Here is a 23,970-nt window from a genome sequence, read left to right on the forward strand (position 1 = left end):
CTGGTCTGCACCCGTCCAAAGCGACGCGAAAGCGTCGTGATTCCGGAAACACCCGAAACATGAACAAGAAGGGAGCCACATAGTGGCCGCCGCCCAGGAAGAAATCATTGCCGGACTCGCTGAGATCATCGAGGAGGTCACCGGCATTGAACCCTCTGAGGTGACTGTGGAGAAGTCTTTCGTCGACGACCTGGACATCGACTCACTGTCGATGGTCGAGATCGCCGTGCAGACCGAGGACAAGTACGGCGTGAAGATCCCCGACGAGGATCTCGCCGGATTGCGCACCGTCGGTGACGCCGTGTCCTACATCCAGAAGCTCGAAGCCGAGAACTCCGAGGCCGCTGACGCCATCCGCGCCAAGCTGGACGCCGACAAGACCGGTGAGTGACCAATAGTGACTGACTCTCTTCGCGAATACTCCACCCTCGGCGGGAATTTCCCGAACGTGGTCGTGACCTCCATGGTCGCGACGACTTCAGTCGGCGAAGACCTCGATTCCACGTGGAAAGGTCTGCTCGCCGGAGAGAGTGGCATCAAGACGCTCACCGATGACTGGGTCGAGGAGTTCGATCTCCCGGTCCGGTTCGGTGGGCGGCTGGTCAACGATCCGACCAACGAGGTCACCCGGGTGCAAGCCCGGCGAATGGCCTACGTCGAGCGGGTCGCGTACGTCATGGGCAAGCGCTTGTGGTCCCAGGCCGGTGAACCCGAGGTCGACAAGGAGCGTCTCGGTGTCGTCATCGGCACCGGGTTAGGGGGCGGCGACGCCCTCATCGAGGCCTACAACTCGATGCACAACACCGGCAACTACCGCAAGGTGTCGCCGTTGGCTGTACCGATGGCCATGCCGAACGGACCCGCCGCGGTGGTGGGTCTCGAGATCGGTGCCAGGGCCGGCGTGATCACCCCCGTCTCGGCGTGTTCGTCGGGGTCGGAAGCCATCGCGCACGCCTGGCGGCAGATCGTCATGGGTGATGCCGACATGGTCGTCACCGGTGGCGTCGAGGGTCACATCGACTCGGTGCCCATCGCGAGCTTCGCGATGATGCGTGCGATGAGCACCCGAAACGAAGATCCGAGCTCGGCGTCACGCCCGTTCGACAAGGATCGCGACGGATTCGTCATGGGTGAGGCCGCCGCGCTCATGGTCATCGAGCGCGAAGACCATGCCCGAGCTCGCGGGGCGCACATCCACGCACGCCTGCTCGGCGGAGGGATCACCTCCGACGGCTATCACCTGGTCGCACCGGATCCCGAGGGAACCGGCGCGGCGCGCGCAATGACTCGGGCCATCCAGACCGCCGGTCTGGGCAAGTCCGACATCACGCACGTGAATGCGCACGCGACCGCGACCTCGGTCGGCGACACCGCCGAGGCCTTGGCCATCAACATCGCGGTGGGCAACCACGCCGCGGTGTACGCACCGAAGTCTGCCCTCGGGCATTCGATCGGCGCGGTGGGCGCACTGGAATCGGTCCTGACGATCAAGTCCATCGAAGAAGGGGTCATCCCTCCGACGCTGAACCTCGACAATCAGGATCCGGAATGTGACCTCGACGTGGTTCACGGTGAACCGCGTTACGGCCAGATCGACTACGCCATCAACAACTCGTTCGGATTCGGTGGGCACAACGTTGCGCTCGCCTTTGGGCGCTACTGATCCCGTCGCCTCTGAACTCGTTCAGCAGGGCGCTTGCAGATCTACCTTTAGGAGATTCCATGACCACCATGGCCCCGATCACCAAACACGAAGAGTCCATCGATCCCCGGGACCCCTTGCTGCGGTTGACCAACTTCTTCGACGAAGCGTCGATGTCGTTGCTCCACCCCCGAGACAAGTCCGGTGTCCAGGCCGCCGTCGGTCGCGTCAACGGTGTTCGCACCGTCGCTTACTGCACCGATGGCACCGTGATGGGCGGGGCCATGGGGATCGTGGGCTGTAAGCACATCGTCAACGCCATCGACACCGCCATCGCGGAGCAGGCACCGGTTGTCGGTATCTGGCACTCCGGCGGTGCCCGACTCGCGGAGGGCGTCGAGGCGCTCCACGCGGTCGGTGAGGTGTTCGAGGCCATGGTGCGTGCCTCCGGTTACATCCCCCAGATCTCCGTCGTCGTCGGCTTCGCAGCCGGCGGCGCCGCGTACGGACCGGCCCTGACCGACATCGTGATCATGGCTCCGGCCGGTCGCGTTTTCGTCACCGGTCCCGACGTGGTCAAGAGCGTCACCGGCGAGGTCGTCGACATGGAGTCGCTCGGCGGGCCGCTCACCCACGGCAAGAAGTCCGGCGTCTCGCACATCACCGCCGACTCCGAGCCCGACGCCTACTGGCGGGCACGGCGTCTGATCGGCACGTTCGGTCAGCAGGGACACTTCAGCAGGCAGAAGGCAGAGGCCGGCGACAGCGACCTGCGCGCCCTGATGCCGGAGTCGAACCGGCGCGCCTACGACGTGCATCCCATCGTGCGGGCTCTACTCGACACCGACATCGCAGCCGACGGCGAGACCGAGATCTCGAGTTTCGAAGAGCTGCAAGCGAAATGGGCTCCGAACATCACCATCGGATTCGGCCGGTTGTCCGGCCGCAGCGTCGGCGTCATCGCTAACAACCCGCTTCGCATGGGCGGCTGCCTCAACTCCGAGAGCGCCGAGAAAGCTGCTCGCTTCGTGCGACTGTGCGACGCATTCGGGATCCCGCTCATCGTCATGACCGACGTCCCGGGTTACCTGCCCGGCGTCGGGCAGGAATGGGACGGCGTGGTCCGCCGCGGCGCCAAACTCCTGCACGCCTTCGCCGAGTGCTCGGTCCCCCGCGTCACCCTGGTCACCCGCAAGATCTACGGCGGCGCCTACATCGCGATGAACTCGCGCGCACTCGGTGCCACCGCCGTGTTCGCATGGCCGGGTTCTGAGGTCGCCGTCATGGGCGCCAAGGCTGCCGTCGGCATCCTGCACAAGAAGGCACTCGCCGCAGCGCCCGATGACGAGCGCGAGGCACTGCACGAACGCCTCGCCGTCGAGCACGAAGCCATCGCCGGCGGCGTGGGTCGAGCACAGTCAATTGGTGTCGTCGACGAGATCATCGATCCCGCGAAGACCCGCAGCATCGTCGCCGAAGCCCTGGCATCGGCACCCGCCCGACGTGGCCGTCACAAGAACATACCGCTATAACTGTTCGCTTCGTCGTGGGCCTCATTGCGCGTTCTTCGCTCGTCACGTGAGCGCTGCGCGCTCGCGTTCCTCACTGCATCACGCGCGGCCCACCCCTGCGCTCACGCGCGGCTCGGCACCAAAACAGAAAGCGGGCCCGGACAATGTCCGGGCCCGCTTTGTTGTTCTCTGGATCTCAACCCACGCGCTGATGCAGCCAGGTGACCTCGGCGCCGTCGCCACCCATGCGGAAGTCTTCGAGCGCTTCGTCCCACGCGGTACCAAGCGCGGCGTCGAGCGCTCCCGCCAGTTCTGCGCCGTTGGAGTGCGCTTCCATCAAGGCCCGCAACTGCATTTCGGCGATGATCACATCTCCGTTGGCGCTCATCGAACCGCGCCACAACCCCAGTCCTGGCACATAGCAGAAGCGTTCGCCGTCGACACCATCGCTGGCGTTCTCGGTCACCTCAAAGCGAAGCGTCGACCATTCACGCAGGGCGTTGGCCAGACGGGCTCCGGTCCCGACGGGTCCGACCCAGTCGACCGTGGCACGCTGCAACCCCGGCCCTGCATCCTGCGCGGACCACTTCAGGTTCGCGCGAGCATCTAGGGTCGACGAAAGAGCCCACTCGACATGTGGGCACAACGCGACAGGCGCGGAGTGTATGAACACCACACCTGCTGTCACGTCCGCAAACTGGTTAAGGTTGCGCACTTTCCACCTCCGGTTTCGACGAGGAACGTCTTCCCCAACGGCCTGGCGAAACCAACGGCAGATATCACACTCTTGTTGTTTATTGTGCCTTAAGTGACCCGTGTTGCGCTAGTGGACGATGATTTCAATGTGACAACGCCTCGACCACTGCATTGTTGAAGTCGCTCCACAACGGCTTTGCCCACGCGCCGAAGGCCCGATCCGTGAGCACCACACACGCCACGTTCAGCGCCGGATCCACCCACAGGAACGTGCCGGACTGACCGAAGTGCCCGAACGTCTGCGGGCTGTTCTGCGACCCCGTCCAGTGGGGGCTCTTGTGGGCCCGCAGCTCGTAGCCGAGTCCCCAGTCGCAGGGGCGATGCTTCCCATACCCGGGTACAAATCCGTCGAGTCCCGGGAATTGCAACGATGTGGCCTCGGACAACAACTCTCGGGATACGAGTTTCGGAGACAACAGCTCCCGTGCGAATACGCTCAGATCGGCCGCCGTGGACTGTGCACTGTGCCCGGCGGAGCCTTGGAGCGATGTCGCGATCATCCCGAGCGGCTCGCAGATGGCCTGCGTCAGATACTCATCGAAGCCTATATCGGTCTCCGCGGCGATGAGGTCGGCCAGCACCTCGAACCCGGCACTCGAATAGATCCGCTGCTCCCCCACCCCGGCCGCCACGTCGAGTCCCTCGAACGGCAGGCCTGATGCATGGGCCAGGAGGTGCCGCACGGTCGCACCCGGTGGACCGGCCGGTTGATCGAGCTCGATCGCGCCCTCCTCGACAGCGACGAGCGCGGCGTGCGCCGTGAGCAGCTTCGTGACCGAGGCGAGCGGGAAGACCCGCTGCCCATCGCCGAACTCTTCCGCCACATCCGTGTCGGAAACGATCGCCGCGGACACGTTGTCGACCGGCCAGTTCTCTAGTTCTTTCAGCACCGGTTCATCGCATCACGGGCGGCACCGGCGGAGCAAACACAGCTTGTCGAGCGCGAGCACAGACAGCAAAGCCGGCGAGCACCCAATTGCTCGCCGGCTTCGCTGGGACACCGATAGATCAGTCGATCGGCTCAGTGATCTTCGTCGGTGAAACGGATGACTCCGCGGATGTTCTTGCCGTCCAACATGTCCTGGTAGCCCTCGTTGATCTGATCGAGGCGGTACTGCCGGGTGACCATGTCGTCGAGGTTCAGCTTTCCCATCTTGTACAGCGACAGCAGCTGCGGGATGTCGAGCTTGGGGCTTGCTCCACCGAAGATCGTCCCCTGCAGGTTCTTCTGCAGCAGCGTCAGCATCGCCAGGTTGAGCGTGACGTCGGATTCCATCATGCTGCCCATACCGGTGAGCACGCAGGTTCCGGCCTTGGCCGTGATCCCCATCCACAGGTCGACGTCCTTGCCGTGGACCTCGCCGACGGTGACGATCACCTTCTTGGCCATCTGCCCCTCGGTGAGCTCCGCGATGGTCATCGCCGCCTCTTCGACACTGGCAAACGCATGCGTCGCACCGAACTTCAGCGCCTGCTCTCGTTTCCACTCGATCGGGTCGATGGCGAAGATGTACCGGGCGCCCGAGATGACGGTGCCCTGGAGCGCGGAGATCCCGACGCCGCCGATTCCGACGATCGCCACGTCTTCACCCGGCTGCACCTTCGCGCTGTGGGTCGCCGAGCCGAAGCCGGTCGGCACACCGCAGCCGACCAGGCACGCCACCTCGAAGGGAATCGACGGATCGATCTTCACCACCGACGTCTCGTGCACCACCATGTACGGGGCGAAAGTGCCCAGCAGAGTCATCGGGTAGACGTTTTCGCCGGCGGCGGTATGGACGCGGAACGTGTGGTCCGACACCGCTTCACCCTGCAAGAGCATCGCACCCATGTCGCACAGGTTGCTCAGACCGGATCGACACGATGGGCATTTGCCACACGACGGGATGAACGAGAGCACGACGTGGTCGCCGACCTGGAAGTCGGTGACACCCTCACCGAGTTCCTCGACGATGCCGGCGCCTTCGTGGCCGCCGAGCACCGGGAAGCCGGCCATCGGGATGCCACCGGTCATCAGGTGGTGATCCGAGTGGCACATGCCGGCGGCTTCCATCCGGATCTTGACCTCGCCCTTGCGCGGGTCACCGATCTCGATCTCCTCGACCGCCCACTTCTCGTTGAAATTCCGGAGCAAAGCGCCTTTTGTCTTCATCGAAACCCTCCACTCGCGGCACGTGAGTCACGCACCGACAACCTGCGTCGCCGGCGAACAGCTCACCGGGATTATGAGTTCGCAGTGACATCGGTCACCGCTCACCAGAATTGTAACGTGTTTCAGTTTTAACTCCAACGATCGGACCCGATCAACACGCGAGCGAGGTCCACCCGGCGTCGGTCAGACCGGGCAACCGCCCCGCTCGCGAGGCGGAGCGGCGAAGGTATCGAGGGAGACACTTCGGTGCATGCGCACCAACTTCTCGTACTGAAGCCGGTTATAGGCCAACGGCGCCAACAAGATCCAATCGGGAAATATCCGCCAGATCGTCTGCAGGGCCACCACGTAGAGCGCGAACTCGGCGTCGTGCCGTGGCTTGAGCCGGTATCCCGTCATCGCTTGAACCCGAGGGTTCATGGCTTTCGACGAGCAGACCTGGATGACGTGTCCGGCCACCGGTCGCACCATCCACCACAGCGGGGTCAGCGCCGTGCGCGCGACCGGAGGCAGCAGCAGCGTGGGCAACGGAAGCCGGTTCAGGCCCGCGAACTGTTCGACGAGGAACGGCGTCGACGCCAACCGGGTCTCGACCATCGTCTCGTAGTACTCCTCGGCGTCGGCGAGAGTATCGGGAAGTTTCCCGGCCCGGCTCTCCAACTCGAGGTCCGCGAAGCTCTCTCGCACCATCTGGTACGCCGCTTCCTCTTCGCTGCGGCGCATCTCGGTGCCCGTGCAGAAGGTGAACGTGTTCAGTATCAGCATCATCCCGCTGACCGCGATCCACTTCCAATTATCCGGATCGAGCGCGCTGTAGCGGACGTCGCTGTAATCACCGGTGCCGCGGCCTCGGACATCGCGATGCCGCATCTTGAGCCATCGCGCTTCTTCTGCTCGATCGGCCGGATCGCCCCACACGGCCAACAACGCCGAGAATCCGCTGCGCACCGCCCTGTCCGCGAAGTTCTCGGCGAAACGCCCGGTGCGGTCGACCGCGGCGGCGACGGGCGGCAGAGCCACTTGATCGAACGCAGCGCCACCGAAGATTCCGGCGAGCACGCTTCCCGTGTGTTTCCGGAACTCGGCGATGACCTCGGGACGAACATCGGTCGTGCGCCGGGCGCGCCCGCGCGATTGTCCGGTCCGCGACGCGGCCTGCGTGACCATGTTCGCCTCTCGATCGACCGATGCTGATACCGGACCCGATTCTATCGGCCCACCGATCACCTTGGAACAGATTCGCTCTTTTATTCCACACTCGGATGCGACGAACAAAACGGGCCCACTCCCCTTGCGGGAGCGGGCCCGAATCGCGTCGCTTCGGGCCCACTCCCCTTGCGGGAGCGGGCCCGAATCGCGTCGCTTCGCTGAGTTTCCGGCAGACCTAGTGCCGCAGACCGGCATCCTTGCCGCCGTACTCCTTGCGCAGTGACGGTTTGACCACCTTGCCGGACGCGTTGCGCGGCAACTCGTCGATGACGATCAATTCCTTGGGCTGCTTGAACCGCGCGAGATGCTCGTTCAAGAACTCGATCAGTTCCTCGAACGCCAGCTCCTCACCCGGGTTCAGAACGACGATGGCCACCGGCACCTCACCCCAGCGATCGTCCGCCTTGCCGACCACTGCGGCTTCCAGGATCTTCGGATGCGCGAAGAGAGCGTTCTCGACCTCGGCGCAGTAGATGTTCTCACCGCCGGAGATGATCATGTCCTTCTTGCGGTCGACGACATACACGAAACCCTCGTCATCCATCCGCACCAGATCGCCGGAGTGGAACCAGCCGCCGGCGAAGGCGTCGGCAGTGCCCTGCGGGTTCTGCCAATAACCCTCCATCATGTTCGGTCCGCGATAGACGATCTCGCCGATCTCGCCCGGCTTCACGTCGTTCATCTCCACATCGACGACTCGCGCCTGTACCGATGGGATGACCTGACCGACCGAGCCCAGCTTCCGGAGCGCGTCCTTGCCCTCGAGAACGCAGGTGATCGGCGACATCTCTGTCTGCCCGAAGACGGCGACGTTGATCGCGTCCGGGAACGTCTCCGCCATGGCGCGCAGCACGGTATCGGAGGCCGGCGCCGCGCCCCAGGAGATGACTCGCAGTTTGAGGTTGCGCGGCTTGGCCTTCTGGACCGCGCACACCACCTGCCACTGGGCGGGCACGAGGAAGATCGACGTGATCCCTTCTGCCTCCAGCACATCCAGCAACGCTTCGGGGTCGAATGCGCCGAGCGGGTGGATGACGGTCGGGACCCCGAGGTAGAAGAGCGGCGCCATCGCGCCCATCGCCGCGATGTGGAACATCGGTGCGACGCAGGAGCCCACGTCGTCGTTGCGAATCTGTAGCGCAGAGATACAGGTGACGGCCTGGGCCTGCATATTGGTGTGAGAAAGCATGGAACCCTTCGGATTTCCGGTGGTTCCCGACGTGTACATGATCATTGCGATCGAGTTCTCGGGCACGTCGATCGGGGGAAGGTCGGTGGCGTCCTCGGCGACCAGGGTGTCGTAGTCCAGCGCATCCTCGACATCGGACGCGCCGACGATGATGAGGTTCTCGACCCCCTCGGTGCTCTTGCGGACCGCATCCGCCAACGGCGCCAGGAGAGATTCGGTGACGATCACCTTCGCGCCGCTGTCCTTGACGAGAAATCCGACCTCGGGCGGCGTCATCCTGATGTTGACCGGGACCGCGATGGCGCCGATCAGGTTGGCGCCGAAGATGACCTCGACGTATTCGCTGCGGTTGAGCATCAGGACCAGAACCCGATCGCCGAACCGCACCCCGCGGCGATACAACGCGGCGGCGAACGCGGTGGATCGGTCGTTGAGCTGCGACCAGGAGGTCTCATTCCCCATGAATCGCAACGCCGGGGCGTTCGGCTTCATCGTCGCGTGCCTGCGGATGTGGGTGTTCCAGTTGTTCCGCCGTGAGCGGAAAGGCTCTTCCAGGAGGGGATCGGACTGGGTCAGCGTGGTACTCGTCATGGTGCGCTTCCTTGTTGTTGACCACCCGCGCATGAACGCCGGTGATGAGTCGAATGCTACGGAGTGGCGGGTGTCGGTTTTGCCGTTTTACCGCGAGCGAATGCCGCGATCAGCGCAGCGAACTCAGGCGACTGCAACAACTCGATCTGGCCTTCTCTCTCGAGTTCCAGCGCGAGGTCGAAGCCTGCCAGCGTCTGCGCGTCGAGCGCCTTCTTGGTGATCTTCAGAGCCCGGGGCGAGGCCGCGAGCAACTTGCCGACAACGTGATCGACCTTGGCGTCCAGGGCATCTGCGTCGACGACGGCGGTCACCAGACCGTCGGCGTACGCCTGCGCGGCGGGCAACCGCTCACCGAGTAACGCCAGCTCGTTCGCGCGGGCGCGGCCTACCGCAGCCGCGACTGTTGCCGTGGCCGCTCCATCCGGCATCAGTCCGATGTTGACGAAGGCCAGTAAAAAATACGCATCGGAAGCGGCGTAGATCAGATCGGATGCGAACGCGATCGATGCCCCGATCCCCGCCGCGGGACCGCCGACCGCCGCCACAACAGGCACTTCGAGCGCCCGGATCGCCCGAACGACCCTGCACCCGGTGTCGATGGTCTTGGTCGCCCGATCCTCGCCCTCGGCCGCCGATTCCGGCGCGGGTGCGCTCGCCATGTCGACGATGTCGGCACCGGTACAGAAATCCCGGCCTCCCGCGCCGATCACCACCACCCGGATGGCCTCGTTGTCCGCCCATTCACCGAGCAGCTCGATGAATGCGTTGCTGGTTGCCGTGTCCATGGCGTTCTTACGGCGCGGGCGGTCGATCTGCACTCTGGCGACGCCCCTGTCGTCAACCGACGCGATGAGACCATTCAGCGCTTGCATGTATGCCACCCTCGGCTCAGATCTGGCTACTGCGACACAGATCACGTGAATGCACATTAACTTGTCAGATTCGGACGCGTTGCGTCAAGTGCTCACCGAACGTTCACTCGGCGGGCCGCGCCGGCATTGCGGACCACGCTGCGAGCCGCGGCGCACTGCCGCTAACATGGACAAATGGCATCTGCCGACGGTCGCGCGAATGGCGGCCACACGACCACCGGCGCGCCGCCGAAACCTCGCCAGCGTCCCAAGGACCGGCGTGAGCAGATCATCAAAGCTGCGGCCGAGTCATTCAGTGAGCAAGGATATTTCGCTACCGGTGTCGACCAGATCGCCGGCCAGGTCGGCATCAGCGGACCGGCCCTCTATCGTCACTTCCCGAACAAGTATGCGCTGTTCTCGGAGACGGTGCGCACCCTCGGCAGCGGCCTCGAGCGTGCGGTCGCAGGAGTCCCGGAACTCGTCGATGATCCCGAACGAGAGCTTCGCACCCTGATCACCGAGTTGACCCGGAACACCATCGAGAACCGGTCCCGCGGAGCGCTCTACCGGTGGGAAGCGCGTTATCTCAATCCCGAGGACCGGCACGCCCTCGGCGACCTCGTGACCCGGCTGCACAATCGATTCGCCGCGCCGCTCGGCCGTTTGCGACCCGAACTGACCACGCCGCGACACACCCCGGGCGGGCGCCTCGACAACGACGCCAAATACCTGGCCGGTTCCATTCTCAGCGTCATCGGGTCGATCACCACTCACCGGGCATCGCTCCCGCGCAAAAGGATCGAGGCGGTCATCCTCGGAACGAGCATGACGGTCGCGTCCACCCGGCTGCCACCGGCCGACGATGCGCCGACCACCGCGGTCGCACCCGGATCCGTCGGCCTGCAGATGGCCTCGAAACGCGAAGCGCTGCTCACCGAAGCCATCAGGCTGATGCGAGGTCGCGGCTTCCACGACGTGACGATGGAGGAGATCGGCGCGGCGGTCGGGATGAATCAATCCGGCGTCTACCGGCACTTCGACACCAAGGTCGCGATGCTGACCGCAGCCTTCGCCCGCGCCAGTGAACGGATCACGACGAGCATCCATGATTCGCTGGCGGAATCGGCGACCCCACGCCAGGCTCTGGACAACTTGGTCGCCAGGTACGTGGAGTTGTCATTCGCCAACAGCGACCTGCTCAACCTGTACCTGTCGGAACTCGGCAGTCTGCCGGAGTCCTTGCGGGTCGACCTTCGCGACCAGCAGCGGCGAAACGTCGAGGAATGGGCTCAACTGGTCGTGCAGGTACGCCCGGGGATGAACTCGGTCGAAGCCCGGTACCTGGTGCACGCCGCGTCGAACGCCGTACTCGACCTCGGCAACTGGGAGCGCTACGACCCGAGACCATCAACCCGCGACCGCATTCAGGCCGTCATGTCCGTGATCCTGCTCGGCGAGGACGCCGAGGTCAGATGACCTCGAAATCCGCGATCACCCACCGGTCGCCGTCGCGTGTCAGCGTGATCTTCACCCTCGACTGATACGGGATCCCGTCCGGGAGGTCGCGGGCGGTCTGCGGCGAGGTGATGGTCTGGTCGAGAGCGACGATGAGCACCGCCTCGGTCGACGAGATGGACACGACGCCCGCATCTTTCACGACTGCGGTCGCGACTGCCTCGGCATTGGCCGAACCTTCACGCGCCTGCCGCGAACCTTCGATGAAGTCCTTGGCGAACTCGGGGGTCGAGATGTCTGCGATGCGGGAGTCGAGGGCGCCGAAGTCGGCCGAGTCGTAGGTCATGAGGTCGCCGGCATATTGTTTCGCGCTCTCGACCGCCGCGGGGCGGAGTTGATTGACCTGATCCGCGGCGTTCGCCCGGTCGTCCGCCTCCCGGTAGAGGTACGCGAAAACACCTGCTGCCACCAGCGCCGCGACGAGCAACACGGACAGCGCGGGTACCACCCACCCGGAGCGGGTTGCGGTGGGAACATCGTCGACCGGTGGCGCCGTGGCCGCGTCGGCATCGCGGGCCGGCGGCTGCGATTCGACGGCCTCGGCGACGACCGCGGGGGTCCGCCTCCACCAGGGTGTCTCACGCCGTCTGGCTCGCGCCTCTTCTTTCGCACGCCTGGCCGCAGCTGCGGCTCGCATCTTGTCCCGGTTTCGGCGGTTTGCTTCGAGAAACTCCTCGGCATCGAACGGCGACGGCTCTCCGGTCGACTTCTTCGCGGTCTCGACGACGGGTTCAGGCTCGGCCGCGTGGGCATCAGGGCTGGTGGACGCCGCGTAGGCCGCGGTCGCGTCTTCGCTGTCCCGGGCTCGCCCCAACTTCGCTTTCGGACTCATGACAGACAATGTAGGCGCTGTGCCCTGGACCACAACCCTCGCAGGTACTGAGACGCCGGCTAATCATAGCAAGAATCCCATCACATATATGTGATCTGATACCTTCGGCAGCGAGCCACACTTTTCATTGAGGAGCACTGTCATGACCACTTTCACTCCCGAACAGACCGACTTCGCCAAGTCGGTCGCCGACTTCTGTCAGCGCGAGGCCGGAACCCGCGAGCAGCGCGACGCACTCACCGCAGGAGGCGCTGAACTGCACTCCGTCGAGCTGTACAAGAAGATGGCCGAACTCGGCTGGGCCGGGATCCTGGTCCCCGAGGAGTTCGGCGGCGCCGGCGCCGGGAACGTCGAGATGTGCATCCTGCTCGAAGAAGCGATGCGCGGCAACGCACCCATCGGAGGCATCGGCCCCACCCTCATCGCCGCGGGCGCGTACCAGAAGTTCGCCGACGACCAGCTCAAGAAAGAGGTCCTCGGTGATGTGGTGGCCGGTGAATCCCTGTCGATCTCCATGTCGGAACCCGAAGCCGGATCCGACGTTGCTGCGCTGACCTGCCGGGCCGAGAAGGTCGACGGTGGCTGGGTCATCAACGGCCAGAAGACCTGGTGCTCCAACGCCCACTTCGCCAAGAGCATCCTGCTCGTGGCACGGACCGACCGGTCCGGCAAGAAGCACGAAGGGCTGACGTTCTTCCACATCCCGGCCGGCACCGAGGGACTCTCGATCAACGGGATCGACACCCTGGGTGGTCGCGAGGTCAACGACCTGTTCTTCGAGAACGTCAAGGTTCCCGACAGCGCCGTGGTCGGCGAGGTGGGCAATGGATGGACCCAACTGATGAGCGGACTGAACACAGAACGCCTCATCCTGGCGGCAATGCAACTCGGGGTCGCCGAACGATCCTTCGCGAACACCCTCGAGTTCGTCACTGAGCGCAAGCAATTCGGAAAGCCGATCGGGACATTCCAGTCGCTGCGGCATCGGCTGGCAGACCACGCCACCGAGATCGAGTGCACCAAACTCCTCGTCTACAGCGTCGCCCAGAAATCCGACGACAACCCACAGAAGATGCTGCCGCGCGAAGCATCGATGGCCAAGCTCAAAGCCACCGAGGTGTCGAAGGCGATGACCATCGACGGCATGCAGATGATGGGTGGATACGGCTATGCCACCGAGTTCGATGCGGAGAGTCTGATGCGGGGTGCGATCATTTCCACCGTGTATGGCGGAACCAACGAGATCCAGCGCGACATCATCGGCAAGACCTACGGTTTGTAGACCTTGACGTCCCTACCGCGCGCGGCGATGCGCCGGCGACCTCAGCTGTCCGAGGAGGTCGCCGGGCTGCTGCGTAACCGCATCATGTCCGGCGCGATCCGGCCGGGAGAGTTCATCAGGATGGATGAGACCGCCGTCGAACTGGAGGTCAGCGTCACACCGGTCCGGGAGGCGCTGCTGACGTTGCGCGGTGAGGGCATGGTCCAGCTTGCTCCCCATCGTGGGTACGTGGTCGCGGAGCTGAGCCGTCAGGATGTTCGCGACATCTTCTGGCTCCAGGGCGTCATGGCGGTCGAACTGGCGATCCGGATCGCTGCCATCATCACCCCCGCCCAGCTCGACCAACTGACGCGGCTCAACGAGGAGTTGCACGACGTCCTGGCCACCGGGCGGGCGTCGGACATCACCACCGCCGAGTTCGAGTTCCACCGAGTTCACAACCGCATCGCCACCGACGGCAAGCTGGCCTGGTTTCTGCTGAACGCCACGCGGTACACCCCCCACGACCTGTACGCGAACGACCCGGAGTGGGGTCAGGTCGCTTACGACAGCCACGTCAAGCTCATCGACGCCTACCGGCGCGGGGACCGCGACGAGGTCGTCGAACAGACACGCCGGCAGTTCACCGACGGTGCGCAACGCCTAATGGCACACCTGGAGAGCATCGGGTTGTGGGCTGACCCGGAGGGTGGGCCGCCTTGACGGTTGTGCGTTGATCGGACAGCCCGATTCGAGATCGTGAACTCGGATACCGCGGAGCGTCCGATTTCTTTATCGTCTTTCTATGCCTGACATCTCGGTGCGAGTCCTCGGCGCGCTCACAGTGATCCGGGACGGTGAACCAGTCGCACTGGGCGGACCGCTCCCCCGAGCCCTGCTCGCCAGACTGATCATGGCTCGAGGCCAGATGGTGCCCGACGCAACCCTCATCGATGAGCTGTGGCGAGACAGGCCCCCACGCTCGGCGCAGTTGACCTTGCAGGGATACGTGGCGTCCCTACGCAAGGCCCTCGAGCCCGAGCGGGGCCGCTCGGCGCCGCAGATCCTGATCCGACAGGGCACGGGATATGCCCTGGTCGTCGACCGCGAGCACGTTGACTCGGGCAGATTCGAGACGCTTGCCACCTCCGGTCACGACCAGCTGATCACAGGGGACGCGGACGGAGCTCGGCGAACGCTGACCGAAGCACTCGAGCTGTGGTGGGGTCCCGCCTACGCGGACGCGGCCAACTGGGACTTTGCCTCCATCGAGGCCACCAGGCTCGAGCGTCTGCGTGCCGACGTCATCGAAGACCAGCTCGCCGCACGATCGGACTGCGGCGAGTTCACCGCCGTGATCGCGCAGCTCGAAGCCATCACCACCGCCGATCCCCTGCGCGAGCGAGCCTGGGAACTGTTGGCACTGTCGCACTATCGCGCGGGAAACCAGGGCGACGCGCTGGCGACCCTACGATCCGCGCGTGACCGGATCGCCACCGAGCTCGGCGCCGACCCTCGGCGGAGTCTGCTGGATCTACAAGACGCGATCCTGCGCCAGGACCCCACCCTGATGCCCGACACCGACATCGCCATCCACACCGGCGCGCCCGCGCCGACGGCCAACCCGGAACGGCCGACCGGGAACATCCCGTTGGCGTTGACCTCGCTGGTGGGCCGAGAAGAGCAGATCAACCAGATCGCCGAATTGATGGCCACCCGTCGTATGGTCACACTGACCGGACCCGGCGGCATGGGAAAGACCCGCGCCGCAATGGAGGTCGCCCGCGACCGCAAGGATGCAGACGGCCCCTGGGTGATCGAACTCGCGGGCGCGCACAACGCCGCTGCCACGCTCGACACGGTGGTCTCGTCGCTCGGCTTGACCATCAACGGCGGAATCCCGGTACTGACCTCCCTACTCCACGACCGCAGCTTCGTCCTCGTACTCGACAACTGCGAGCACCTCCTCGACGAGGTGGCCACGCTGGCCACCGCGATCTTGCGGAGCTGCCCGAAGATCCGGATCCTGGCAACCAGTCGCGAAGCCGTCGGGGTCGCCGGCGAGACGGTCTTCGAGATGCCGCCGCTCGCGGACTCTGCGCAGTTGTTCCTCGAACGTGCCGGCGCGGCAGCCGCGGATGCGAACCGCGAGGACGTCGAAAAGCTGTGTGCGGCGCTCGATCACATGCCCCTGGCGATCGAACTCGCTGCCGGTCAATCGTCGGCGCTGTCCGTTCGCCAGATCATCGACATGCTCGACGATCGTTTCGAAGTCCTCCGAGGCGGGCCCCGCACCAACGCACGCCACGCCACCATGCAAGCGGCCATCGACGGTTCGTACCAGTCGCTCACCGAGAGCGAGCGGCGTCTGTTCTGCGACCTCGCGGTGTTCCAGGGCGGCTTCGACCTGGAGGCGGCGCGCCTGGTCACCGGACATCGCGGTCTGCTCACAGACCTGAGCGCGCTGATCGCCAAGTCGATGCTCACAGCAGTCGGAGGCGACCCCCGACGCTATCTCATGCTCGAAACCCTGCGCAGTTATGCGGCGGTGCAACAGGACCCACAGCGGCTGGGAGAATTGCGCGCAGCGCACACCGAGTGGGTCGTCGGCATGGCGACCGAGGCCTATCTAGGGCTCCGGGGTCCGCAGTGCCTGGCATGGACCCGCAAGCTCGACGCCGACATGGCCAACGTCCGGGCAGCGCTCGATCGCGTCGATCCCCACTCCGAGACATATCTCGAAATCGTCGGGAACGTCTACTGGTTCTGGTTCCGCCGAGGATTCGCCGATGAGGGTATGCGGATGCTCGCGCCCGCTCTCACGGCGCCGCCCGAGGTGCCGATCGCGACCCGGGTCCGGGCTGTCGCGGGCAGTGCCATCACCAGCTATCTGGGCGCCGATCTGCCCGCACTGTTCGCCGCTCTCACCCGGCTCGGTGAGATGTACGCCGAGTTCGATGTCGACGCTGCCGATCCGGTGGTGCAGATCGCGCGCGGCGACGCCGCGGTCACGCTGGCCTTCTTCGAGGCCGGATCCGGGCTCGTCGAACCTGCCCGTCAGCACGCGCACGACTCCCTCGACATCGCCCGCCGATACAACTCACCGTGGACTGCTGCCGAATCACTGATGTCGTTGGGTACGGCTGATTTCCGGTCCGGTGACCACGCCTCCGCGGGCGAGTACTTCGATTCCGCGGTTGAGGTCGCACGCAGCTGCGGATACGACTGGTGCGCCGCGTCCATCCTGTGGATCCACGCGAAAAGCGATATAGCGCAGGAAAAGTGGGACGGACCGGCCGAGAACAAACTCGCGCGGATGGTCGGCTATTGCGAGCGCGCCTACGATCTGACCTCCTGGATGGTCGCCCTGTTCACACTGTCGTACGTCCTTTTCCGTCGCGGTGAGCACAGGCCCGCGGCCAGGCTGATCGGTGTGGTCGACGGCATGACCGACCTGACCGGGTATTCGCCCGAGAAGATGGACGTGGTCGAACTCGCGGGATTCGGAGCCTCCATGCGCAGGGAGATCGACCCCACCCTGCTCGCCGAGGAAGGCAGCCAGGGCCGCGCTTTGTCCCGCGACGAGGTCCGCGAGCTCGTCGTCGAATGGGCGGGCCCCACCGACGTTCGGTGAACAAGGCTTCCCTGCGGCCTCCCAGTGCATTCCCAGTGAGTCACCTCACAGTGATCGCAGTACCGACCACTGACCAAGGAGCTCTCGATGACCACAAGCCTCACTTCCGGAACCACCTTCACGGCAGGCACCGCCGCCGTCCACCCCACCCGCGCGGTCGGCATCTCGCTGACCGTTGCCACCCTCGCCTGGCTGACCGCGACGACGCTCTGGGCCGACGATGAGGGGTTCGGCCTCGGTTCGATCGTTGGCGGGGCTTCCGCACTCGCCTTTCAGGCTGCGCTCATCGGTCTGCTCACGCTCCAGGTTCGCACCAGGGCAATGGGGGCGGGCAAGGTAGCGCGCGGTTTCTACCATCTGCAGTTCGGCCTGACGGGCGGCGCCATCGTGTCGTCGATACTCGACATGTTCTGGCTCGCACACGGGTCCATTGTCTGGGCCGTGTTCGACGTGTGCTGGCCGCTGTCGATGCTCGGGATGTTCGGCATCGGGATCCGGATCGCCATCGCCGGCCGCTGGACCGGTGCCCTGCGCTGGCAGACTCTGTTCGCACAGAGCTGGCTGTTCTGGGCGATCCCTCTGATGGCGGTGCCGGCGGTCGGACAGATCGCGCCCGCAGCGCAACTGCTGCTGGGATACAGCGTCCTGGGAGTTGTTCTCTACCGCCGCGGCACACTCCGCACCGCGGCCTGACCAAGTCCTGCCTGTACCACCATTCGGGCGAACCCGTTCGAGTGGACAACCATCGTCCAGCGTTCCATCCTGTTTAGGTAGTGACCCAATAGCGGTCCTCGAAGGACAACAAGGGTGGGGATTTCGATGGGCACATCACAGACAGAGTGGGATCTGTCTCGATGAGCATTCACCGGGTTGACGTGGCAATCGTCGGTGCCGGACTGATGGGGTCATGCGCCGCTTGGCAATTGGCCTCCCGAGGGTTGTCCGTCGCCGTCCTCGAGGCCTACGAGGTCGGACATGACCACGGCAGTTCGCACGGCCGTTCGCGCAGCTTCCGGCGCGCGTATGCCGATCCGTTGTATGCAGCCATGACCGGACTCGCCCTCGAGCAGTGGCGACGGCTGCAGGACGAGTCCGGAACGCACCTGCTGACCGGTACCGGCGGCATCGACCACGGTCCGGACTACGACGCCGAGACATTGTCATCGCTGATGACCGCGCACGGGGTGACCAACGAACTGCTGTCCGCTCGACAGGCCGAGATTCGCTGGCCGGGAATGCGATTCACGACCGACGCGATATTTCATGCCTGCGCTGGAGTGTTCGATCCGGAGAGCACCATCGTCGCGGCGACGTCGCTGGCCGCAGCCGCAGGCGCCGAGATCATGCCGATGACCAGGGTCGTCGACGCCAACGTGGCACCCAGCGGCGAAGTCGCCCTCCACAGCTCCGGCGGCGACCAGATCATCGCCGACTTCGCGGTCCTGACCACCGGCGCGTGGCTCCCCGACTTCTCCTCCGCCGTTGCCGAGTTCGCAGGAAACTCCGAGCCAGTGTTGCCGCCCTTGACTATTCGACAGCAGCAGACGTTCCATTTCGCACTGCGACCGGGCGAGGACTCGCTCCCCACCTTTGTCCACAAGAACGGCAAGCAGATGTACGGCATGCCGTCAGGATCCGATGTTCCGGTGCCCGCCATGAAGGTCGGGTGCTTCCACGACGGCGACGTCACCACCACCGAGGTCCGCGACCAACGCATCACCGACGAACAGCGGCAGTCTGTCGTCGACTACGTATCCGAATGGATGCCCGCCCTGGACCCGACGCCTCTGGCCGAATCCAGTGGCCTGATCACGATGACCCCCGACGGTGACTTCATCCTCGACCGCAGTGGTCCGCTCGTCGTCGCAGCGACGTGCTCGGGTCACGGCGCCAAGTTCGCACCTCTCATCGGCAGCATGATCGCCGACCTGGTCACCGGGACCGCGCAACCCACTCCCCGGTTCCAGATGGATCGCGGGGCCTGGGCCCACTGAAGTCGGAGGAATTCTCACTTCCTCCGACATTCGCCACATCCTCCGACTGCTACGGGAGGAAGTCACCGATGTCGGAGGAAGTGTCGCTACTGTCGCCGGGCGATCACCGCGTGTGGTGCGTGACGTACTCATCCACAGCTCGGCGAATGAGTTCGGACTCAGCGACGCCCTCTGCCTTGGCCTGCTGAGCGACCTTCTGGCGCAAGTTGTCTGGTAGGCGTAGCGACATCGTCGGGGTGCGACCACCCTTCGTTGCCCCTTTGCGGGGGCGGCCAGTCTTGAGCGCGAACGGGCTGACTTCTACGTCGACGACTTCATCAGCCGTCGGTGGATGGTCGGCGTAGTCCGCGGCCATGGCGTCGTAATCAGGCATTGTGGGCACCTCTCTGCGTTCCGTAGTTGATGGTGATCAACTCATCGAGTTCGAGATCGTTGGCGAGCTTGCGGCGAAGAACCATTGCGTGGAATGCGACATACACATCGGCGGCGACGTCGGCAATGACTTCGAGGTGTGGCTCGTTGGGAGTGACGGCTCCGACAAACAACACGGGCTGGGTGCCGGAGAAGCGCGGCTCGAGGACAACTCGCAGCACGGGGAACGCGATGATGGTCTCGATCTCATGGGCCGTGATCCCCCACTTGAGGGCGCTGGTCTTGACCTCGATCCGCACAACTAAAGTGTAATACCCTTTTCAAAAAAGGCAACACCGTTTTGCCTCCGGTGGCTTGTCGACCTCGGCGTCAGGCGGCTGGCCTCATACAATTACGTGACATGTCACGTGAATAAGTTAGGGCGAAAAAGCTGAGCTCGCGGCTTTTCGAGGGCAAGAACACGTATGTGGAATGGTGGGGCGGGCGGGGCTCGAACCCGCGACCAATGGATTATGAGTCCACGGCTCTAACCAACTGAGCTACCGCCCCAGTCATGGCGGATGACCGCCACAAACCTCGCTGATGCTACCGAGCCGAGTTGCTCTCGGCGAAACCGGCCCTACACCGGTTTGGCGAGGGCATCGCCCGGCGGCGCCTCGCCGTCGGCCTTGTCGGCACTGTCATCGGGCGGCGATGCGTCGTCCTTGGGCGGGGCGTCACTGAGCAGTACATCCGCCCAGCGGGTCGCGGGATCCATGTCGATCAGCAGCGCCTTGCACATCAACGTCAGCGGGATGGCGAGGATGGCTCCCAGCGGGCCGAGCACCCACGCCCAGAACACCAGCGACAGGAACGTCAGCGTCACCGACAGTCCCACGGCGTCGCCGACGAACTTCGGCTGGATGATGGATTGGATGATCACGTTGATGGCGGAGTAGATGATGATCACCCACAGCATCAACGCCCAGCCTCCGTCGAGCAATGCGAGCAGCGCCGGCGGTACGAGACCGATGACGAAACCGATGTTGGGGATGTAGTTGGTGATGAACGCCAGCAGCCCCCAGAGGAACGGCAGAGGTATCCCCATCGCCCACAGGACCCCGACATCCAAGACCGCGACGATGAGACCGAAGATCGTCGACACGATCAGGTAGGTGCGCGTACCGGACGCAAAGCCCTGGAACGCGGTGACGACATCCGGGCGCACGTTGCCGAGAATGGTCATGCGCTTGTCGTACGTGATCGCGTCCACCGTCATGAACAGCAGAAGCACCAGGACGAACACCAGATTCGAGAAGACTCCGAGAGCACTGCCGACGATGTCGCTGACGATGGAGATCACCTTCGACGAATCGACATTCGACAGCAGTTTGTGGATCTGGTCGGATCCGATGCCGTGGTCTTTCAGGGTGGCTTGCAAGTCGTTGACGATGTCATCGAACTTGTCGCTGTACTGCGGCAGGATCGTCGACAACCTTGCGACGGAGTACACGAGCGAGACCACCAGCGCCACGAGGATTCCCCACACGGCGAGCAGCGTCGTCAGCAGTGCCAGCCAACCGGGAAAGCCTTTGCGGCGCAACCAGCCCGGGAGCGGATGCACGGCCACGGTGAGCATCAGTGCGAGAAAGGTCGGGCCGACGACCCCTGAGAAGCTCTTGATCCCGGCGACCGTCACCACCAAGGCCGCGATGGCGAGCAGGACGATGACCCCGCGCGGCATGCTCCACTGCGGAATCGGGGGCGGCGACGCTGTCTCTGACCTCAACTGATTCCCCTCCGGAAGCTACGTGTTGAACCTAGAAGAGCCCGCGATCAGGTGCCTCACCCACCGCGGATGAGTCATGACCTCAGGAGAACCATAAGCGAGTTTCGTGCCGGGCACCCGGCGTTCGGCGGTGTCGACCTGCGGGCTGGCATCCAGCGGGCAGATGCAGAAACGGCACCCTCCGAAGTCTCGGAAAGTGCCGTTACGCTGGTAATTCTTGCTCCCCCAACTGGACTCGAACCAGTAACCGTCCGATTAACAGTCGGAAGCTCTGCCAATTGAGCTATGGGGGAATATCTGACCCTGGGGCCGGTGAATGACTCTAGCGCATTGGGGCGGCCCGATGCCAAATCGCCCTGGTGGCGAGGCTCCGAACGGGCGAGATTCCGCGGTTCCGGTTTCGATCAGGCAGGATGGGGAAACCACATTTGCGGGCGCCACGTCGGTGTCCGTCACGCACAGCAACTGGAGGCCTGAGTCCCTATGGTTCGATTCCTCGCCGCCCTCGGCGTCGGCTACGTCCTCGGGGCCAAAGCCGGGCGCAAGCGCTACGAGCAGATCAATCGCGCCTACCGGTCCGTCGCAGAGTCTCCCGCCACCAAGAAGGCCGTGGACGTCGGCAGGCAGAAGCTGTCCGAAAAACTCAGCACTCAGCCCAAGCTGACGGAGCTGCGGGAGATCGATGACGCCACCACTGTGCTCGGCCCCGAGGAGAGCCGCAACAACTGATCGGACTAGCCGGTGTTCTCGTCCGGGCCCACGGCCAGTTCGAGAAGGCTACGGCGGTAGGCCTCAAGTGCCACCAGATCGCCGAACAGCGCGTTGTAGGCATCAGGGTCGTCGCCCGGCGACATCCGCCGCAGCTTTGATTTGAGGTCCGCTATCTGCGAGCCGACCCAGACTTCCTGCAGCCGTGCCAGGACGCTACCGATGTACCTCGGAATCATGTACTCCGACACCGACATCGGTTCGACGGCCAGTTCGGTCATCAAGGACTCCAGAACCGCGCCCTCCACCAGCTGACCGACGTTGTCGACCCACTGCGCTCCCCCGTGGGAGGCTCCGGTGCCGCCGGCGGTCGCGATCGCCTCGCGGATCACCTGGTAGGCGGGCTCGGTGAAGCACTCGGGTGGCAACGAGTCGAACACGGTGCCCGCGATGGCCGGATACTGCAGTGCGGCCTTGAGCGCCTCGCGCTGCGGCCACAACTGCGGATCCGAAGGTCGCGGTCGCAACACAGTCGGGGTCTTGGAGTCAGGATCGACGACGGGGGCGACAGGCCCGACCGACTGCACCCGGCGGTCCCGTGACTTGGAGGTGTCCGGGCCACCGCTACGGGCGTTCCTGGCTTGCTTGCCTGCCTCTTCGCGCACCCGTTTGAGGACCTGCGCCACCTCGTCCCAGCCGACCCAACCGGCCAGCTGCCGGGCGTACTCGTCCCGCAGCGCGACGTCCCGGATGCGGGCGACCACGGGCACCGCTTCACGCAGCGCGTGCACCCGCCCCTCGGCGGTGTCGAGGTCGTAGTTGTCGAGCAGCGCCTTCACCGCGAACTCGAACATCGGTATCCGGCGCGCGACCAGGTCGCGGACCGCCGCATCGCCATGGTTCTGGCGTAGCTCACACGGATCCATCCCGTCGGGTGCGACGGCAACGAACGTCTGCCCGGCGATGCTCTGCTCGCCCTCGAAAGCCTTCAGCGCCGCCGCTTTTCCCGCGTCGTCGCCGTCGAAGGTGTAGATGACCTCACCGCGGAAGTAACTGTCATCCATCATCAACCGCCGCAGCAATGCGAGATGGTCCTCACCGAATGCGGTACCGCACGACGCGATGGCGGTGGTGACCCCTGCCAGATGCATGGCCATCACATCGGTGTACCCCTCGACCACTACCGCCTGGTGGCCCTTGGCGATGTGCTTCTTCGCATGATCGAGCCCGAACAACACCTGAGACTTCTTGTACAGCATCGTCTCCGGGGTGTTCATGTACTTGCCCATGTTGTCGTCGTCGAACAGTTTGCGGGCGCCGAAACCGATGATGTCGCCGCCCAGGTTCTTGATGGGCCACAGGAGCCGACGGTGGAATCGGTCGATCGGGCCGCGCTGCCCCTGCTTGGAGAGGCCCGCCGCCTCGAGCTCGGCGAACTCGAATCCTTGGGCCAGCAGCGCTTTCGTCATCTTGTCCCAGCCGGCGGGCGCGTAGCCCAGGCCGAACTTCAGGGCCACCGCGCCGTCGAAGGAACGCTCGGTCAGATAGTCGCGGGCGGTCTGCGCCTCGGGAGTGGAGAGCTGTTCGGCGTAGTACTTCTGCGCTGCGGCATTCGCGGCAACCAGGCGGGCCCTGGTCCCTCGGTCGCGGGCAACGCTGGTGCCACCGCCTTCGAAGCTGATCGAGTAGCCCACCCGATCGGCCAGCTGTTCGACGGCCTCGACGAAACTGACGTGCTCGACCTTCTGCAGGAACGTGTAGACGTCGCCGCCTTCACCGCATCCGAAGCAATGGAAGTGCCCGTGGTTGGGACGCACGTGAAATGACGGCGACTTCTCGTCGTGGAACGGGCACAGGCCCTTGAGGGAATCGGCACCCGCTTTGCGGAGCGCAACGTACTCGCCGACGATCTCCTCGATGTGCGCGCGTTCACGAATAGCCGTGATGTCACGATCGGGAATTCGGCCTGCCACACCTCAAGT

Annotated in this window: 21 protein-coding genes and 2 tRNA genes; 10 read left to right on the top strand and 13 right to left on the bottom strand. The window is 64.6% G+C overall.

Going from position 1 to position 23,970, the window contains the following annotated elements:
• Positions 1–82 precede the first annotated feature (82 nt).
• The 3 genes from acpM to BH683_RS05765 are packed head-to-tail and all read left to right on the top strand — an operon-like array spanning position 83 to position 3,174.
• On the top strand, positions 83–391 hold the full coding sequence (gene acpM / locus BH683_RS05755) for a meromycolate extension acyl carrier protein AcpM (RefSeq protein ID WP_062799656.1): 309 nt from the start codon (positions 83–85) through the stop codon (positions 389–391).
• Between the two features lie 3 nt (positions 392–394).
• On the top strand, positions 395–1,663 hold the full coding sequence (locus BH683_RS05760; RefSeq protein WP_084835314.1) for a KasA/KasB family beta-ketoacyl-ACP synthase: 1,269 nt from the start codon (positions 395–397) through the stop codon (positions 1,661–1,663).
• A 59-nt stretch (positions 1,664–1,722) separates the two neighbouring features.
• Positions 1,723–3,174: a carboxyl transferase domain-containing protein gene (locus tag BH683_RS05765; protein ID WP_084835315.1), complete on the top strand. Its 1,452-nt coding sequence runs from the start codon at positions 1,723–1,725 to the stop codon at positions 3,172–3,174.
• Between the two features lie 175 nt (positions 3,175–3,349).
• On the opposite strand, the gene BH683_RS05770 is transcribed toward BH683_RS05765, so the two are convergent.
• The 6 genes from BH683_RS05770 to BH683_RS05795 all read right to left on the bottom strand — a co-directional run bounded on the left by BH683_RS05770 (position 3,350) and on the right by BH683_RS05795 (position 9,922).
• Positions 3,350–3,868, bottom strand: coding sequence for a DUF3145 domain-containing protein (locus tag BH683_RS05770; protein ID WP_084835316.1), 519 nt, complete (start codon positions 3,866–3,868; stop codon positions 3,350–3,352).
• 124 nt (positions 3,869–3,992) lie between these two features.
• Positions 3,993–4,799: a serine hydrolase domain-containing protein gene (locus BH683_RS05775; protein WP_084835317.1), complete on the bottom strand. Its 807-nt coding sequence runs from the start codon at positions 4,797–4,799 to the stop codon at positions 3,993–3,995.
• Between the two features lie 131 nt (positions 4,800–4,930).
• A complete protein-coding gene (locus tag BH683_RS05780) occupies positions 4,931–6,061 on the bottom strand; it encodes an NDMA-dependent alcohol dehydrogenase (RefSeq protein WP_084835318.1) in 1,131 nt (376 codons plus the stop codon).
• A gap of 183 nt (positions 6,062–6,244) precedes the next feature.
• A complete protein-coding gene (locus tag BH683_RS05785) occupies positions 6,245–7,228 on the bottom strand; it encodes an oxygenase MpaB family protein (RefSeq protein ID WP_084835319.1) in 984 nt (327 codons plus the stop codon).
• A gap of 217 nt (positions 7,229–7,445) precedes the next feature.
• Positions 7,446–9,050, bottom strand: coding sequence for a fatty-acid--CoA ligase FadD5 (gene fadD5, locus BH683_RS05790; RefSeq protein ID WP_084835320.1), 1,605 nt, complete (start codon positions 9,048–9,050; stop codon positions 7,446–7,448).
• A 56-nt stretch (positions 9,051–9,106) separates the two neighbouring features.
• Positions 9,107–9,922 (bottom strand): enoyl-CoA hydratase-related protein, encoded by an 816-nt coding sequence (locus BH683_RS05795; RefSeq protein ID WP_084835365.1) that lies wholly within the window; start codon positions 9,920–9,922, stop codon positions 9,107–9,109.
• Between the two features lie 174 nt (positions 9,923–10,096).
• Here BH683_RS05795 and BH683_RS05800 point away from each other — a divergent pair, with 174 nt between their 5' ends.
• The gene (locus BH683_RS05800; RefSeq protein WP_084835321.1) at positions 10,097–11,380 is read left to right on the top strand and encodes a TetR/AcrR family transcriptional regulator; all 1,284 of its coding nucleotides are present in this window, start codon (positions 10,097–10,099) and stop codon (positions 11,378–11,380) included.
• Here the strand turns inward: BH683_RS05800 and BH683_RS05805 are convergent.
• A complete protein-coding gene (locus BH683_RS05805; RefSeq protein WP_084835322.1) occupies positions 11,373–12,251 on the bottom strand; it encodes a hypothetical protein in 879 nt (292 codons plus the stop codon). The two genes, BH683_RS05800 and BH683_RS05805, sit on opposite strands and share 8 nt — an antisense overlap.
• A 142-nt stretch (positions 12,252–12,393) precedes the next feature.
• Here BH683_RS05805 and BH683_RS05810 point away from each other — a divergent pair, with 142 nt between their 5' ends.
• From BH683_RS05810 to BH683_RS05830, 5 genes are all read left to right on the top strand, one after another.
• The gene (locus BH683_RS05810) at positions 12,394–13,533 is read left to right on the top strand and encodes an acyl-CoA dehydrogenase family protein (RefSeq protein ID WP_084835323.1); all 1,140 of its coding nucleotides are present in this window, start codon (positions 12,394–12,396) and stop codon (positions 13,531–13,533) included.
• A 27-nt stretch (positions 13,534–13,560) separates the two neighbouring features.
• Positions 13,561–14,235, top strand: a complete 675-nt coding sequence (locus BH683_RS05815; RefSeq protein ID WP_084835324.1) for a GntR family transcriptional regulator — start codon at positions 13,561–13,563, stop codon at positions 14,233–14,235.
• 82 nt (positions 14,236–14,317) lie between these two features.
• Positions 14,318–17,146 (top strand): BTAD domain-containing putative transcriptional regulator, encoded by a 2,829-nt coding sequence (locus tag BH683_RS05820; RefSeq protein WP_084835325.1) that lies wholly within the window; start codon positions 14,318–14,320, stop codon positions 17,144–17,146.
• Positions 17,147–17,233: 87 nt separating this feature from the next.
• Entirely contained in the window at positions 17,234–17,839 is a 606-nt protein-coding gene (locus BH683_RS05825) for a hypothetical protein (RefSeq protein WP_084835326.1), read from the top strand.
• Between the two features lie 161 nt (positions 17,840–18,000).
• A complete protein-coding gene (locus BH683_RS05830) occupies positions 18,001–19,140 on the top strand; it encodes an FAD-dependent oxidoreductase (protein ID WP_084835327.1) in 1,140 nt (379 codons plus the stop codon).
• Between the two features lie 103 nt (positions 19,141–19,243).
• Here the strand turns inward: BH683_RS05830 and BH683_RS05835 are convergent, their stop codons facing one another.
• The 5 genes from BH683_RS05835 to BH683_RS05855 form a co-directional block, all read right to left on the bottom strand.
• Positions 19,244–19,513: a CopG family transcriptional regulator gene (locus tag BH683_RS05835; protein WP_084835328.1), complete on the bottom strand. Its 270-nt coding sequence runs from the start codon at positions 19,511–19,513 to the stop codon at positions 19,244–19,246.
• The gene (locus BH683_RS05840; protein ID WP_084835329.1) at positions 19,506–19,811 is read right to left on the bottom strand and encodes a hypothetical protein; all 306 of its coding nucleotides are present in this window, start codon (positions 19,809–19,811) and stop codon (positions 19,506–19,508) included. The genes BH683_RS05835 and BH683_RS05840 overlap by 8 nt, the downstream gene beginning before the upstream one ends.
• A 173-nt stretch (positions 19,812–19,984) precedes the next feature.
• Positions 19,985–20,061 (bottom strand) — tRNA-Ile (locus BH683_RS05845).
• Positions 20,062–20,131: 70 nt separating this feature from the next.
• Positions 20,132–21,235: an AI-2E family transporter gene (locus tag BH683_RS05850; protein WP_084835330.1), complete on the bottom strand. Its 1,104-nt coding sequence runs from the start codon at positions 21,233–21,235 to the stop codon at positions 20,132–20,134.
• A 265-nt stretch (positions 21,236–21,500) separates the two neighbouring features.
• A tRNA-Asn gene (locus tag BH683_RS05855) sits at positions 21,501–21,573 on the bottom strand.
• Between the two features lie 190 nt (positions 21,574–21,763).
• Between BH683_RS05855 and BH683_RS05860 the strand changes: the two genes are divergently transcribed.
• Entirely contained in the window at positions 21,764–22,009 is a 246-nt protein-coding gene (locus tag BH683_RS05860; protein ID WP_084835331.1) for a hypothetical protein, read from the top strand.
• Positions 22,010–22,014: 5 nt separating this feature from the next.
• Here the strand turns inward: BH683_RS05860 and dnaG are convergent, their stop codons facing one another.
• Complete coding sequence (dnaG, locus tag BH683_RS05865; RefSeq protein ID WP_084835332.1) at positions 22,015–23,961, bottom strand: DNA primase; 1,947 nt, start codon at positions 23,959–23,961, stop codon at positions 22,015–22,017.
• Between the last annotated feature and the right edge of the window lie 9 nt (positions 23,962–23,970).

This window comes from Williamsia sp. 1138 (genome assembly GCF_002095435.2).
Lineage (GTDB): Bacteria > Actinomycetota > Actinomycetes > Mycobacteriales > Mycobacteriaceae > Williamsia.